The sequence below is a fragment of the Niastella caeni genome, assembly GCF_004834005.1.
Lineage (GTDB): Bacteria > Bacteroidota > Bacteroidia > Chitinophagales > Chitinophagaceae > Niastella > Niastella caeni.
Genome location: NZ_STFF01000002.1, coordinates 260,794 through 276,154, shown reverse-complemented (window position 1 = coordinate 276,154; position 15,361 = coordinate 260,794). Strand labels below are relative to the sequence as shown.

11 protein-coding genes are annotated in these 15,361 nt (G+C 44.6%); 5 read left to right on the top strand and 6 right to left on the bottom strand.

Going from position 1 to position 15,361, the window contains the following annotated elements; translation table 11 throughout:
- Positions 1–86: 86 nt before the first annotated feature.
- The 4 genes from FAM09_RS08990 to glmM all read right to left on the bottom strand — a co-directional run bounded on the left by FAM09_RS08990 (position 87) and on the right by glmM (position 6,378).
- The gene (locus tag FAM09_RS08990; RefSeq protein ID WP_136576768.1) at positions 87–1,274 is read right to left on the bottom strand and encodes a DUF1624 domain-containing protein; all 1,188 of its coding nucleotides are present in this window, start codon (positions 1,272–1,274) and stop codon (positions 87–89) included.
- Between the two features lie 509 nt (positions 1,275–1,783).
- Complete coding sequence (locus tag FAM09_RS08985; RefSeq protein ID WP_136576767.1) at positions 1,784–3,295, bottom strand: gluconokinase; 1,512 nt, start codon at positions 3,293–3,295, stop codon at positions 1,784–1,786.
- A 184-nt stretch (positions 3,296–3,479) separates the two neighbouring features.
- A complete protein-coding gene (locus FAM09_RS08980) occupies positions 3,480–4,619 on the bottom strand; it encodes a cysteine desulfurase family protein (RefSeq protein WP_136576766.1) in 1,140 nt (379 codons plus the stop codon).
- A 379-nt stretch (positions 4,620–4,998) separates the two neighbouring features.
- Positions 4,999–6,378, bottom strand: coding sequence for a phosphoglucosamine mutase (glmM, locus tag FAM09_RS08975; protein WP_136576765.1), 1,380 nt, complete (start codon positions 6,376–6,378; stop codon positions 4,999–5,001).
- A 343-nt stretch (positions 6,379–6,721) separates the two neighbouring features.
- On the opposite strand from glmM, the gene FAM09_RS08970 reads away from it, so the two are divergent.
- Positions 6,722–7,507 carry a class I SAM-dependent methyltransferase gene (locus FAM09_RS08970; protein WP_243751633.1) on the top strand — a complete coding sequence of 262 codons (786 nt, stop codon included), beginning with the start codon at positions 6,722–6,724 and terminating at the stop codon, positions 7,505–7,507.
- 98 nt (positions 7,508–7,605) lie between these two features.
- Here FAM09_RS08970 and FAM09_RS08965 read toward each other — a convergent pair whose 3' ends face one another.
- Entirely contained in the window at positions 7,606–9,579 is a 1,974-nt protein-coding gene (locus FAM09_RS08965) for an LTA synthase family protein (RefSeq protein WP_136576763.1), read from the bottom strand.
- 52 nt (positions 9,580–9,631) lie between these two features.
- Here FAM09_RS08965 and FAM09_RS08960 point away from each other — a divergent pair, with 52 nt between their 5' ends.
- Positions 9,632–10,240, top strand: a complete 609-nt coding sequence (locus FAM09_RS08960; RefSeq protein WP_136576762.1) for a phosphatase PAP2 family protein — start codon at positions 9,632–9,634, stop codon at positions 10,238–10,240.
- A gap of 20 nt (positions 10,241–10,260) precedes the next feature.
- A complete protein-coding gene (locus tag FAM09_RS08955) occupies positions 10,261–11,577 on the top strand; it encodes a hemolysin family protein (RefSeq protein WP_136576761.1) in 1,317 nt (438 codons plus the stop codon).
- A 131-nt stretch (positions 11,578–11,708) separates the two neighbouring features.
- Here the strand turns inward: FAM09_RS08955 and FAM09_RS08950 are convergent, their stop codons facing one another.
- Positions 11,709–12,230 (bottom strand): DUF6702 family protein, encoded by a 522-nt coding sequence (locus tag FAM09_RS08950; protein ID WP_136576760.1) that lies wholly within the window; start codon positions 12,228–12,230, stop codon positions 11,709–11,711.
- A 59-nt stretch (positions 12,231–12,289) separates the two neighbouring features.
- Between FAM09_RS08950 and FAM09_RS08945 the strand changes: the two genes are divergently transcribed.
- Together FAM09_RS08945 and FAM09_RS08940 are read left to right on the top strand one after the other, a co-directional pair.
- The gene (locus FAM09_RS08945; protein WP_136576759.1) at positions 12,290–12,937 is read left to right on the top strand and encodes a HupE/UreJ family protein; all 648 of its coding nucleotides are present in this window, start codon (positions 12,290–12,292) and stop codon (positions 12,935–12,937) included.
- Positions 12,879–15,272, top strand: a complete 2,394-nt coding sequence (locus tag FAM09_RS08940) for a M1 family metallopeptidase (protein WP_166437073.1) — start codon at positions 12,879–12,881, stop codon at positions 15,270–15,272. Before FAM09_RS08945 ends, FAM09_RS08940 begins: the two co-directional genes overlap by 59 nt.
- Positions 15,273–15,361 lie beyond the last annotated feature (89 nt).

The following is a 15,361-nucleotide window of genomic DNA, read 5'->3' as shown; positions in this document are numbered from 1 at the left end:
ATACAGAAAGGCTCGCGAGGCTATGGATCAGTAGTGAACTTCAAAATTGAAGCCCCACTAGCTACTAGCTACTTACTACTCGCTATTTACAAATAACTCAACCACCACTGCGTGTGCGTGGCTTTATATTTATTATACCATTTACACAGCGGATACAAAGCCAGGATCACCACTATCCAGATGAGATACACCGCCCAGAGATCGTAACCAAATTGCACCGGGCGGAATAAGAAGGGCGTTTGGCCAACAATATCCTTCGTGCCATAACCTTCTATAAAAAAAGCGATGACGGTCAACAGGTGTATGAGGTAAATATGGAGCACATAATAGAAGAAAGGCACGCGGCCAAAGATCTTTGCAAACTCCGTAAACCGGTTCTGTACATTTTCCAGCAGGGCCAGCACAATGAGCGCCGGTCCCAGGGTAATGCAGGCGTACATCAATGATGGCGGGTACTTCTGTATATTCATGAACGCTCCCAAAGTAGCCAGGCCGCTTTTTTGTTCTGTCCAGGGAAATGGATTGCCATATTCATTCAACAATCGCAACACCACAAACAATACAATTAAACCGGTGCCAATTATAAACAGTGTTTTTTGCCGTTTGATTGAATCTACAGTAGGCGCGAATAATTTTCCGGCGCAATACCCCATGAACATAATACCCGTCCAGGGTAAAAAAGCATAAGCTATAATTAACACCCGGTTGGGGGCAAACGTGTATGTATCGAACCGGCCATTATGCAACAGGTCCCAAATAAATGGTACATTCTGATTACGGGCTGCTTCGGGATAGTCGAGCAGATTATGCCCCAGCACAATCAGCGCACCTATGGTGAAAATAACCCCATAGGGCAACCGCACCGCTAATCCCAGCAATACCATGCTAATACCTATTGCCCATATAACCTGAAAAATAATGGCATTATACAGGGGGTTAAAGGTCCATGCCAGTGTAATTACAACGGCTTCTATAAATATGAGCCACAGGCCCCGCTTCATTAAAAAGCTGCTCAGGTCAGCTTTTGGTTTTCTTAATCCGATCAAATAGGCGGAAGTGCCGGCCAGGAATACAAATGTGGGCGCGCAAAAATGCGTGATCCAACGGGTAAAATATAATATGGGCGTGGTAGTAGCCGGGTCGAGCGGGTCGGCCTGAAAAGCGCCATTATGAAAGTAATCACGTACGTGATCAAGGGCCATAATGATCATTACAATGCCGCGCAGGATATCAATAGATTGTACCCGCTTTTTTACTGCAGTTAGTTCGTTCATACTGGTCAATTAAGGGATGGTCTCCCGACAATTTACAAATATTCCCATTAACAGCTTATGATTTGGGCTTAACGGTTGCAAGTTTATATAAGTGAGGCCGACATATTTCCCTGGGTATTTTCATTTAGGTTTGTTTTGACCCTTTACGAATATTCAAGTACAGTCTGAACATCCGCAACTTTGCCATCCATACATTAAACCATCCAGCCATCAATAAAAGAGCGGGGCCAACCTTTGGTCAGCCCCGCTTTGATCATCCGCTGGCGGATGACTTGTTTTAAACTTAACCACAGCGTTGAAAGGCAGAGTTGTGCAACCTTTCACTAATGGTAGATCAAAAAATAGTGCCAGTTGTGCTGTATAAATTAAAGGAATTGTTAAAGACACTAAATGCTTAACGCTGAAGGCACAAGGGTTAACGCTGAACGCTTAACGCTCCCTCCTCTGTTCGAATGATTTACAAAAACCGGAAATTCGGGAATTGGCGTTCCGCGTTTTGCGTCCCCCGTTCAGCGTTCAGCGCTTAGCCTTCTTAACGTTTGAAAATCATCTTTTAACTTACTATATAAACCAGCATAAATATTGTAGTAGCGCTGGTAAAGGGTATGCAGGGCGGCATCGGGCGTATACTGTTGTTGAATGTGGAAAAAATCAGTCGATTTGTGGTCTGTAAACAAGCCCAGCGCCTGCCCACCTAATAAAGCGGCCCCCACCGCCGAAGCATCTTCACTGTTAATTACTTTTATTTCCTTTCCAAATACATCGGTTAACCATTGCAGCCATAAGGGCGAGTTGATAAAACCACCACTGGCATAAATATGCTGCCACTGCCCTACTGCTTCCTGCACCGAAGCGGCCACCTGGTACAACGCATAATTGATACCTTCAATAATGGCGCGCATAAAATGCGCTTGGGTATGCCCGGCATGTACCCCGAAAAAAACGCCTTTTGCGGCAGCATCCCAAACCGGGGCGCGCTCGCCTAATAAATAAGGCAGAAAGAGCAATCCATCGGCGCCGGCCGGCGCCTGGGCAGCCTGTTCTACAAACCACGTGAGATCACCGGCGCTTGTAAACGGCTTTTGTAAAAAATGTTCTGCGTACCATTTCAATAACACCACGCCATTGTTTATGGCGCCGCCTGAAACATATAGTTCATCGGTGAGAATGTAATTGAATATTCGTTCCTGTAAATCGTAAGCCGGCCTGGTGGCTATCATGCGTACCGCACCGCTGGTGCCAATGGTAACGGAGAGGTCGCCGGGCTGCGTGGCGTTGCTACCCAGGTTGGCCAAACAGCCGTCACTGGCGCCAATAACAAAAGGCATATCGCCGGTAATACCTAACAGTTTGGCATACGTTGTATTAAGCCCTGTTACTACGTGCGTGGCAGGAACAGGCTGCGATAAATGATCGCTGGTAATGCCCGCTGCTGCCAGCGCGGGAGCATACCAGGTTTTTTTATCAATATCAAACAACCCGGTAGCGGAAGCTATAGAATGATCGACCAGGTATTGATTAAAAAAACGGTAAAATATAAACTCCTTTATGGAAATGAATTTGTGCGCAGCGGCGAATATTTCAGGCTGCTGATCGCGCAACCACATGAGCTTACACAGGGGCGACATAGGGTGCACCGGCGTGCCCGTATGACGATAAATGTCGCTGCCAACCGGCGATTGTTTTAAGGCATCGGCATAAGCAGCGCTGCGTGCATCGGCCCAGGTAATTACATGGGTAAGCGGCCGGCCGCTTTTGTCAACCGCTATCAAACTATGCATGGCGGTGCTGAAACTAATGCCGGTTATAGTACGTGCTAACCTGGTTGCCTGTTGCGCTGTTCTTTCAATGGTGGTAATAACGGCATTGAACAACACTTCAGGGTCCAGTTCATGATAGCCCGGCGGGTTGTTGACCGGGTTATACGACACATACGTATTCGCAATAACTGCCCCCTCGCTGGTAAAAGCAATGGCCTTTGTACCCGATGTGCCTATATCTATGCCGATTATAATGCTCATTGTTTGATTGCTTGATGGTTTGATTGTTATGAGGTCTGCAATCTAAAATTACTTCCGGAATTTAAAACTTCCTAGCCATCAAACAATCTAACCATCGAACCATTAAGCCATCAAACCAAAAAAAAGCGAGCCACCTTAAAGTGACCCGCCCATTCTTATTTGTGAGCAATAACAAACTTCTTTCTTATATCATCTCTTTCAGCTTCTCCACCACAAAATCAATTTCTTCTTTGGTATTATGCTTACTGAATGAAAAACGAACCGTTACCTGGTTGGGGTTATTATTGATGGCGCGAATAACATGCGACCCCTGGTCGGCCCCGCTGGTGCAGGCGCTGCCGCCGCTGGCGCAAATATTATTCATATCCAGGTTAAAAAGGATCATTTCCGATTTCTCGGTTTTAGGGAACGAAACACTCAGCACGGTGTACAGGCTGCAACCGAGCGGATCGCCATTGAAGGAAACATGGCGAACCTGCTTTTTTACCTGTTCCATCATATATATTTTCAACTCCCTGATATAGCTGCTTTGTGTTTCATACTGTTCAGTAGCCAGTTCAAGCGCTTTCGCAAACCCTACAATTCCATACAGGTTTTCGGTACCGGCCCGCATATTGCGTTCCTGCGATCCGCCGTGGATGTATGGTTTTATCTTTACGTTTTCATTAATATATAACATGCCCACGCCTTTTGGCCCGTGGAACTTGTGACCGGCGCCGGTGATAAAATGCACAGGCGTATTACGCAGGTCGAAGGGGAAATGCCCTACGGTTTGCACGGTGTCGCTATGAAAAATAGCGCCATACATCTTGCACAGGTTACCTACGGCATGTATATCGAGCATATTACCAATTTCGTTATTGGCATGCATGAGGGTAACCAGCGTTTTTTCGTGGCTATTGGCCAGCAAATGCTCCAGGTCTTCCATATCAATATGGCCATTCGGCAGCAGCTTTACAAAACTCAACGCCGCTTCGCCATGGTGATATAAATGGTCTACCGTATGAGAGGTTGCATGGTGCTCGATGGGCGAAGTAATAATATGCCTGCAACCCAGGTCGCGTATAGCCGCGCTGATGGCGGTATTGGAACTTTCTGTACCACCCGAAGTGAAAAAGATCTCTGCGGGGTGCGCATTCAAAATTTTTGCTACGGTTTTACGGGCATTCTCAATGGCCAGCCGGCTTTCCCTTCCATAAGAGTAAATAGAAGAAGGATTACCAAACTTATCGGTAAAATAAGGCATCATCGCCTCCAGCACATGGGGGTCGAGCGCCGTGGTTGCTGCATTATCAAAATAAATACGATCAGGCTGGTTTGACATGAAAAATATTTTAAGTTCCCCCCTCACTGCTTTTCGCTCCCCCACCGGGGGAGTTGGAGGGGGCCTGGGTTAGGGAGAGGCCTAAATAAAAAACTCCGCTAAAAGCGGAGCAAAATTGAAAAAAATATTTGAAAAGAAATTTACATGTCATTGAATTACATACATAGCATCAAAAACACGGATAAGTAGCTAAATGTTTAAAAATTTGCGGTATTCATCTGATTTTATTCAAAAGAAGGCGCTGTTTTTTGCATTATATATACCGGCTATTACACCAGTAAAATACTCGACTTTTTCACTATTTGCACGCTTCGATCCTTCGACTCCGCTCAGGACGCTCAGCGTGCTTGCATCCCCCCTTCGACTACGCTCAGGGCGTTTACATGAATTCCTTAATGTCATGCATCAAACGCAGGGCAATATTATTGGCCGTTGTTTCAAAACTGCTTTCAGCATAGATGCGAATGATGGGTTCTGTATTGGAAGTACGTAAGTGAACCCAGTCACTATCGAACTCGATCTTCAAACCATCCTCCGTATTTACCGGTTGGTTCTTATACTTTGTTTTTATCTTCTCGAAGATCTCTTTTACGTCGATACCGTTCTGCAGCTCTATTTTATTTTTTGAGATAAAATAATCAGGATAGCGTGTTCTGAATGAACGGATACCATTTTTATGTGTAGCGAGCGAGCTCAGGAATAAACCAATACCAATAAGCGCATCACGGCCGTAATGCAGATCGGGAACAATAATACCGCCGTTGCCTTCACCACCGATCACAGCATTTACCAGTTTCATTTTATCAACCACATTCACCTCGCCCACAGCAGAAGGATAATACTCGCCGCCATGTTTAAGGGTAACCTCTTTCAGGGCTTTGGTGCTACTCATATTACTTACCGTATTACCTACTTTTTTGCTCAGTACGTAATCAGCTACCGCCACCAGCGTATATTCTTCGCCGAACATGCTGCCATCTTCACAAACAAAACACAGGCGATCTACATCCGGGTCAACCGCAATGCCCAGGTCGGCTTTATGCTTGCGTACAGCCGCACTTAAAGCGGTCAAATTTTCAGGTAATGGCTCGGGATTGTGCGCAAACTTACCGGTGATCTCTTCGTTCAGTACGATCACTTCTTCAATGCCCAATGCGGTAAGCAATGGTGGAATGGCCAATGCACCGGTTGAATTCACCACATCAACCACCACTTTGTATTGCTTCTGGCGAATGCCTTCCACATCTACCAGCGGATAGTTTACAACGGTATCAATATGCTTTTGTAAGTAAGTGTCATTAACTGAATAAGTTCCCAACTTATCTACAGTAACAAAATTAAAATCTTCTTTCCGGGCTTTTTCCAACACCAGGGCGCCATCTTCACCACTGATGAATTCGCCGTGTTCATTCAACAGTTTTAATGCATTCCATTCTTTGGGGTTGTGGCTGGCGGTAATAATAATACCCCCCGCAGCTTTTTCCCACACCACCGCCATTTCAACGGTTGGGGTAGTGGAAAGCCCAATGTCAACCACGTCTATGCCCAGCCCTGTTAGCGTATTAACTACCAATTGCTGCACCATAGCTCCGCTGATGCGACCATCCCGGCCGATAACAATTTTATTGCCTGAATTTTTCTCAAGCAACCAACTACCAAAGGCGGCGGAAAATTTTACCACATCAAGGGGAGTGAGATTTTCTCCGGTTTTACCTCCGATCGTTCCACGAATTCCTGATATACTTTTAATCAATGCCACAATAACAGGGTTTAACTATAATAATTGCAAAAATAAGTGTTTGGCCGTTAGCAGGGGCTACCAGTTTCGGGTATTTTAAAGGATCGGGAATCAGAGGGGTGAAGATAAGTGAAAATTAAAGACAATTTAAATATGAGTTTCAGGATGTGGAAAACAGAATAATAATATGAATTGCTGATTTAGAGATTTAGAGATTTAGGGACCGGCCAGCCGGCCTTGTTCGCTACGCGACAGCATGCCGCCTAAACAGCAGGCAGGTTTCGGGATGTAAGGTTTTGCTCCAATTTCAAACTTTCCAGATAAATCTCAAAATCGTAAAATCCCGAAATCCCGAAATTTTTAAATGTCTTACTTCCTACTTTTGTTGAAATTTCAGCCATTCATGTTCAGCAGCAGCAACTGGTTTAAGGAGTGGTTCAACTCCCCTTATTACCATAAATTATATTTTGAACACGACGAAAAGGAAGCATCTGCTTTTATAAACAGGTTGCTCAACAAGCTGAAACCCCCTTCACCCGCAAAGTTCATTGACGTAGCTTGCGGCCGGGGCCGGCATGCAAAGTTGCTGGCTTCTAATGGGTTTGATGTAACGGGTATTGACCTGGCCCCAGCAAGCATAGCCATGGCCCAAAAGCTGGAAAATAGTAACCTGCATTTTTTTGAGCATGATATGCGGCTGCCCTTCTGGATAAATTATTTCGATTATGCCTTCAACTTCTTTACCAGCTTTGGCTATTTCAGAACAGAACGCGAACACTACAACGCCATTCGCACCATTGCCAACGCGCTGAAGCCTAACGGCACCCTGGTCATTGATTACCTGAACGTGCATTATGCCGAAGACCACCTGGTTCACAAGCAGGAAAAGGTGATCGATGACGTTACCTTCTACCTTACCAAATGGTTCGATGAAACCCATTTTTATAAAAAGATAGAAGTGGAAGACGATGCGCTGAACGCGCCACTGGAATACACAGAGAAAGTAGCCAAGTTCTCCCTGGGCGATTTCAATGACATGTTTGCCTATTATCACCTGCAGCTAAAGGAAGTGTATGGGGATTACTCACTTAACCCTTACGATACTAAAAAATCACCCCGGATGATAATGATTGCAGAGAAGACAATTTGAAAATTTGAAAATGTGCCAATTTGAAAATAAGGGTCGTTCATTAAAAAGCACCCAAACTTTTCGCCATTTTCAAATTTTCAAATTAATTAATTTTCAAATTACTTCTTCTTATTATTAAGTAACATAAACCTCGCCGTTTCATACAGCGCATCGGTCAATACCTGCATTTCATGCGCAATGGCAGCATGTGCGGCATCGTTAGGAACGGCATCATTATTTACGATCGATACCAGTTCCTCTTTCTTTGCTCCCAACTGCTTGCGGTATAAATAATCTCCTTTCACCACGCCGGTCATACTATAATCCGGGTCAAAAATGAAAGCAAACCCTTTGGTGGTTGAATCAAGCAGATCTTTGCCGAGGGTGCTATTGGTGTATTTAATATCACATAAGCCGGCAATGGTAGGCAACACATCGGTTTGTGAACTGATGGTATGCACGCGCTGTGGCGCCAACAAACCAGGTGCATAAAATAACAACGGCACATGCATGCTGGTCAACCGCTGGGCCGTCCACGAATGCGGGAACAAGGCATCGGCGTTACCAGGTATGCCATGATCGCCGATAAATACAAAAATGGTGTTGTTGAAATACTTTTCTTTCCGTGCGGCCTCTATAAATTGCTGGTAGCCAAAATCGGTATACCGGAAGGCATTCATTTCGGCCAATGATTCAAACCCATATTTGCGTAAAGAATCCGCCGGCGCTTCTACCTTTTTAAATGCTGAAAGGTCTTCTTCCGGTATGGTATAAGGCCGGTGGTTGTCAGCCGTTTGAATAATGGCAAAAAATGGCTTTTGCTGTTGGGCAAGGATCTTGTTCGATTCCAGGAACAGGTTTTTATCACTGATGCCCCATACATCGATCTTCGGCGCCTTAAAATCTTCCTGCTCGTATAGGTGCAATCCGTTTATATTATTGGTAAGCACCCCGCGAATATTCGCCCAACTGGTGCTGCCACCAAGGAAATAGAACTTTTCGTAACCGGTAAAATCATTAATGATCGTATGCTGGTCTACAGCAGCCGGGTTACGGCTGGCCGTCTTGGGCATTTCTACATCGGGTATGCCGGTGATGGTTGCCCACACGCCCCGGGCGGTTCCGTAGGTGGGGGTAAAACAACGGTCAAAGAAGATCCCCTGCCGGCACAGACTGTCGAAAAATGGCGTGGTCTTCAGCGGGTTGCCAAACATAGAGCTTTTGTAAGCACTGAACGATTCGCAAATGACCAGTACAATATTGGGTTTTGAAGTAATAGCGCCGGTGTGTGGAGCCCCTGTTCGGGTAAATAGTAAGGGATTGTCAGAAGGCGTAAAGTTGAAATAGCTTCCGATGACCGGGGCCAGTTCCTTTACCTTCTTTTCATCATAGGTGCTGTGCCTGAATTTGAGCGTATTGAAAAAACTTTCAAACGGGTTCAACGCCAGGTACGCTTTATAGTCGCTTCCCTGTGCAAAAGCATCGCTCCAGCGCAACGGGTATTGATTAAACCGGCCAAAAATGAAAAACCCGCCGGCCAAAAAGAATACAATGAAGGAAATTATCCGGCTACGACTTGTTCCGGTAAACGGCTGTTTGCTTACCATCCGGTGACTGCGATGTAATATCCATATCAATAAAACCGCCACCAGCAATACGCCCAGCACCATGCGTATAATGGGGTACGATTGCCATACCATGTTCATGGAAATACGGGCATCCTGCAGGTAATTCAGCACGCTGGCATTCAGCCGCTGCTCCAGGTAAGCGTAATGGGCAAAGTCAACGGAAAAGAAAAACAGCACAAACAGGGTAACCACACCCAAGATGGCCATCCAGACCTTTTTGCCGCGCGTACTGCTAAAAGGGTGCAGGGCCGGAATGCTGCCCAGAATCAACATGGGTATCAGCACTATAGAGATCATTCGTAAATCGTAGCGAAGACCCAGGAAAAAAGTACCGCCCAAAGTGCTCAATCCATAACTTTGTTGGTCAGATAAAATGAACAACCCCAACCGCATGAGCGTAAATAACACAAGGAAAATCAAGCCAGTCCACAATAACCACCGGATCAGTTTAGGAATTTTCACCATACGTAATAAATAACAAATAAGACCTAAAATTATAGTATTTATTTTTGCAAATATGATTATTGATCCTCCCTTTTGCCTATTAACATTTTGGCAGCATATTCAACCCTTCGACGCCTGGCTTATTACCCATATTAACCAGGACTGGAGCAATACCTTTTTAGACACGGTATTACCCTTCATGCGGGAAACCATGACCTGGTACCCGCTGTACCTGTTCCTGCTGTTATTTGTAACAACCAATTTCGGCATAAAAGGTTGGTGGTGGGTTATGGGTGTGGTATTGTGCGCCGCTGCGAGCGACCTGATCAGCAGCCAGCTTATTAAGCCCAACATATTCAGGATGCGGCCTTGTGGTGACGACGTGATGGGCCCGCAACTACGCTTTTTTATCAATTATTGTCCACATAGTTCCAGTTTTACTTCTTCCCATGCCACTACGCACTTTGCCCAGGCCATGTTCTTTTTTTCAACATTGCGCCCTGTTATGGGCAAATGGGCCAGTGTTTTTTTTGTTTGGGCGTTTATTATTGCCTATACGCAGGTTTATGTAGGGGTACATTATCCTTTTGATGTATTTTGCGGAGCGCTCTTGGGTTGCGGAATAGGTTTTAGCTTAAGCAAACTATTTCATAATCGAATAGGAATGCTTACAGTATCTTAGTTCACCAAACCAACCGGCTAATGGAAATATTTATATTACTGGCGTTGATTTTATTGAATGGTTTATTTGTAATCTCTGAAATAGCCTTGGTATCGGCCCGCAAATCCAGGTTAGAACACCTGGCCAACAAAGGTGATGAAACAGCACGCAGGGCGTTAGACTTAGCTAATAACCCTGAAGTGTTTTTATCGGCAGCACAAATTGGTATTACCCTGGTTGCCATCCTTACGGGTGTGTACTCAGGTGAACGTTTTGGCAAATACCTGCAACCTTCAATTGAAAAAATTGAGGTGGTAAGGCCTTATGCCGAAACAATTGCCACCTCCATCATTGTTATTATCGTTACGTTCCTTTCTATTGTATTCGGAGAATTAATTCCCAAACGGATCGGCCTGATAAAAGCGGAGAAAATTGCCCGCCTCGTTGCGTTGCCGGTGTTATATTTCTCCAGAGCCACCCACCCTTTTGTTTGGCTGCTGAACAAGACCAGTAACCTGTTCCTGAAGATCCTGAATGTAAGATCAACAGGCGACAATTCGGTTACGGAAGAAGAAATAAAAGCCATCATTAGTGAAGGTACCGAACAGGGCGCCATTGAAGAAGTGGAACAGGAAATTATTGAGCGGGTATTTCACCTGAGCGATCGTAACATCACTTCTTTAATGACCCACCGCAGCGATATTATCTGGTTCGACCTAAACGATACGGAAGATTCCATCCGCGATAAGATCATCCGCGAGCCGCACTCGGTTTATCCTATTTGCGATAAAGACCTCGACAATATCAAGGGGAATGTTTCTTTAAAAGACCTGTACGTTACCAACGATTTTACGGCATTCAAGTCTATTATGAAACCGGCCGTGTTCGTACCGGAAAACATAACGGCCTACCGGCTACTCGAACGCTTTAAACAACAGCGGGTAACCTCCTGCTTTATCGTTGATGAATACGGCAGCCTGCAGGGCATGATCACGCTGAACGACATTTTACAGGCCATTGTTGGCGAAATGCCTCAGCCGGATGACGATTACTATGAAATTATTAAACGTAAAGACGGTACTTACCTGGTAGATGCACAAATACCTTTCTATAATTTCCTGAGCTATTTTTACCGGGCCGAATGGATGAGTGAAGTAGAACAGGAGTTCGATACCCTGGCAGGTTTTATCCTGCACCAGCTCGAACGTATTCCGCATATCGGCGATACCATGGAATGGAAAGGCTTTCAATTCGAGATCATCGATATGGACGCCCAGCGTATTGATAAGGTACTGGTTACCGCTTCGGATGAGATAAAGGAAGATATGGAGGATGGGAATGAGGAAGATGAAAGTTAAGAAGCTGTAAGCTATAAGCCGTAAGCCATAAGCGAATACAGAAGAAATCCTATTGTATTTGCTTAAAGCTTATCGCTTAAGGCTTAAAGCTATTTTCCTATAGTTCACTTAACTTTCAAAAAGTTACAGACCTAGAATACAAAAGAAGTCTCTTTTTCAGGATAATTCAACCTGGTACTTTTTCTGTTCCCATTCACCGACACATGCATCAAATTCATTTGTTTATCATACGACTCATATAAAATGGTATTCACCACGTCTATTTTTTTAGGCGCCGTAGTGGTATTCTTCACTTCAAAATAACTCCATACCGCATCGTTCTCTTTCTCAAAACCCACAAATTCAAGCGTCGCCGCTTTATTATCCAACTTCAATAACAAATGGTTTTTAATATATTCCTTTACCATTCTATCCGCCTCCTCTTTATTCGCGGGCGTAGTAAGGTCAACTTTCGTATGGTAAATACCAGAAAGCGTTTTCTCAAAATCGTCGGTAAATATCTTGCAGCTTATTTCAAAGTTCTTATCCGTTGCGTTGTAGTTCATTTCGGTAACGCTAACATACAATGGGTGCTTTTCGGATAAAGCGGCAAAATGCCCGCTACCCAAAAACGCCGAAACCAGGAACAACCATTTATAAAGAAGTATTACCATTAAACATGAAAATTTTAAGGATACAAATCTCTTAATTATTTTAACACCTTCGCCGCAATATGCAGGATTTTACATTTTATTTTCAATTGGGCACAGAGCACATTCTTACACCGGATGCACTGGATCATATCCTGTTTGTAACCGCTTTGTGCCTCCGCTACCTGTGGAAAGACTGGAAAAAAGTAGTGGTGCTGGTGACCGCTTTTACCATCGGGCACTCGTTAACGCTGGCGTTGAGCGCCCTGAATTATATCCATTTCAATACAGGCTGGATTGAGTTTTTCATTCCTCTTACCATTGCGGCCACCTGCGTTAACAACATTTTTCAAAACAACACAGCGCAAAAAAAACGCATACCGCTGATCTACTTCTTTGCCCTGTTCTTTGGTTTGATACACGGGCTCGCTTTTGCCGGGCAATTTCTTAGTCTGGAAGGAAAAGAAGGTTTGATAGCGCATTTGCTGGCATTTAATATTGGTATTGAAGTGGCGCAACTGTTCATCGTGCTAATTGTACTGCTATTATCATTTATGGTGGTTCAGTTGTTAAAATTATCACGAACGGTATGGTTGCGAAGTGCGTCTGCTGTAATTTTGGTCGTTTCACTTTTTTGGGCATATAAAAGATTCCCATATCATAAAAACTACAATGATGAATCAGAAAAAACAGTTCTTGTTTTTGGTGTTGGCTGTAGCGGGTCTGTGTAAGGGCGTACAGGGCCAGAATATACAGAACAACCCGGGTTCTAACCACGGAAATAAGTTTGAACAGTTGGGCACCATACTTCCATCGCCCAATGAATACCGTACCGCCAGTGGCGCTCCCGGTCCAAAGTACTGGCAGCAGCGATGCGATTACGATATAAAATGCGAACTCGACGAAGTCAACCTGAAACTAACCGGTAGCGAGGCTGTTACCTATTTTAATAACTCGCCCAATACACTCACGTATTTATGGTTGCAGTTGGATGAGAACCAACATAGCTCTACAAAAAATGCCAATTATCAAACCGGCAGCAGCATGCCCAGGCAGTTGAATGCAGGAGTAGTAGACAGGTTGGAAGAGTTCAAAACAGACAATGGTTATGGCTTTAATATTGTAAAAATAACAGACGCTCTTGGCGCCGCTTTGAAATATACCATCAACAAGACCATGATGCGGGTTGAATTGCCTGCTGCATTAAAGCCCGGACAAAAATTCACATTCAACATCAACTGGAATTATAAGATCGCCGATCGCTTTAAATATGGCGGCCGCGGCGGCTACGAATACTTCCCCGAAGACGGCAATCACCTGTTCACCATTGCCCAATGGTATCCCAGGTTGTGCGTATACAGCGATTTTCAGGGTTGGCAGAACCACCAGTTTACCGGCCGTGGTGAATTTGCGCTGACCTTCGGCAACTTTAAAGTGCAAATGACCGTGCCTGCTGACCACGTAGTAGGAAGTACCGGCGAATGCCAGAACTATGCACAGGTATTATCACCCGTTCAAATGGCTCGCTATACAAAAGCCCAAACCGCCAAAGAACCTGTACAGATCGTAACACTGGACGAAGCGAAAAAAGCAGAAACGCAAAAAAGCAAGACAAAGAAAACCTGGATCTTCAAAGCCGACAACGTTCGTGATTTTGCCTGGACCTCTTCGCGCAAATTTGTATGGGATGCCTTACCAGCTTATGTAGAAAGCAAAAAAGTAATGTGCATGAGCTTTTATGGCAAAGAAGCCTATGGCCTGTACAGTAAATTCTCCACCAAAGCAGTAGCGCATACTATTAAAAGCTATTCCAAATTCACCATCCCCTACCCTTACCCTGTAGCGCAAAGTATAGAAGCGGCGAATGGTATGGAATATCCGATGATCTGCTTTAACTATGGCCGTACCGATAAAGATGGCACCTACAGCGAAGCTACCAAATATGGTATGCTGGGTGTTATCATTCACGAAGTAGGACACAACTTCTTTCCCATGATCATCAACAGCGATGAACGCCAGTGGAGCTGGATGGATGAAGGACTGAACTCGTTTGTAGAATACCTCACAGAAGAATTATACGATAATAAATTCCCCATTCGCGGAAAAGGACCAGCCTGGGCCATTGTAGATTACATGAAATTGCCCAAAGATCAACTGGAGCCAATTATGTCGAATTCTGAGAACATCATTGGGTTTGGACCTAATGCCTACACCAAACCAGCCACCGGTTTGAATATGTTGCGTGAAACCATCATGGGCCGCGAACTGTTTGACTATGCTTTTAAAGAATATGCAAGGCGCTGGGCATTTAAACATCCCGAGCCTGCTGACTTTTTCCGTACCATGGAAGACGCCTCCGGTGAAGACCTCGACTGGTTCTGGCGGGGATGGTTCTTTGGAACCGAACCCTGTGATTTAGCGATCGACTCAGTGAAAGCATTCAAAGCCGATGCGAATGCGCCATTACAACAACAGCGGGATACCGTAGCATTCAGAAAAGTAGATAAGCCAATGCTTACGGCATTCGATGATATTTCAAAACAGCGTAACCGCGAAGACAAAAACATTCAATTCCTTACCGACCAGGATACTACGCTGCACGATTTTTACTGGCGCTACGCCCGTGGACTGGAACCACTTGATACTACAACCTACCAGGTGCCGGTGCCCGCCACAACCGAACCAGCAGATGAAGCAGCTAAAGAAAAAGTAGCCGGTAAATATTTTTATGACGTGGCATTCAGTAATAAAGGCGGATTGGTAATGCCTATAATTGTAGAATGGACTTTTAAAGACGGTACCAAACAAATAGACCGCATTCCCGCACAGATCTGGCGTTATAATGAAAAGAATGTAACCAAGACATTCATGAAAGACAAAGAAGTAGCTTCATTGAAACTGGATCCGCTGCGTGAAACAGCCGATATAGACGAATCAAATAATAACTGGGGCACTATGCCTGCTCCATCGAAGTTTGCGGTGTTCAAACAAAAGCAACAACCGCGCGGCCAGTCAACAGGTATTACCCCAATGCAAAAAGCGCAAGAGAAGAAAAAAGGATTTTAATAATAATTTCATATTTACAATCGCTTCCTGTTCACAAAACAGGGAGCGATTTTTTTTGGGAGACGTTGTATTTATATATACAATGCATT

Excerpts from the sequence above, each read along its gene's own strand:
- FAM09_RS08945 (WP_136576759.1), top strand. The coding sequence starts at position 12,290 with ATGCAGGATTTTACATTTTATTTTCAATTGGGCACAGAGCACATTCTT.
- FAM09_RS08980 (WP_136576766.1), bottom strand. The coding sequence starts at position 4,619 with ATGTCAAACCAGCCTGATCGTATTTATTTTGATAATGCAGCAACCACG.
- FAM09_RS08940 (WP_166437073.1), top strand. The coding sequence starts at position 12,879 with ATGATGAATCAGAAAAAACAGTTCTTGTTTTTGGTGTTGGCTGTAGCG.
- FAM09_RS08985 (WP_136576767.1), bottom strand. The coding sequence starts at position 3,295 with ATGAGCATTATAATCGGCATAGATATAGGCACATCGGGTACAAAGGCC.
- FAM09_RS08950 (WP_136576760.1), bottom strand. The coding sequence starts at position 12,230 with ATGGTAATACTTCTTTATAAATGGTTGTTCCTGGTTTCGGCGTTTTTG.
- FAM09_RS08965 (WP_136576763.1), bottom strand. The coding sequence starts at position 9,579 with ATGGTGAAAATTCCTAAACTGATCCGGTGGTTATTGTGGACTGGCTTG.
- FAM09_RS08960 (WP_136576762.1), top strand. The coding sequence starts at position 9,632 with ATGATTATTGATCCTCCCTTTTGCCTATTAACATTTTGGCAGCATATT.
- FAM09_RS08990 (WP_136576768.1), bottom strand. The coding sequence starts at position 1,274 with ATGAACGAACTAACTGCAGTAAAAAAGCGGGTACAATCTATTGATATC.
- FAM09_RS08955 (WP_136576761.1), top strand. The coding sequence starts at position 10,261 with ATGGAAATATTTATATTACTGGCGTTGATTTTATTGAATGGTTTATTT.
- FAM09_RS08970 (WP_243751633.1), top strand. The coding sequence starts at position 6,722 with ATGTCTTACTTCCTACTTTTGTTGAAATTTCAGCCATTCATGTTCAGC.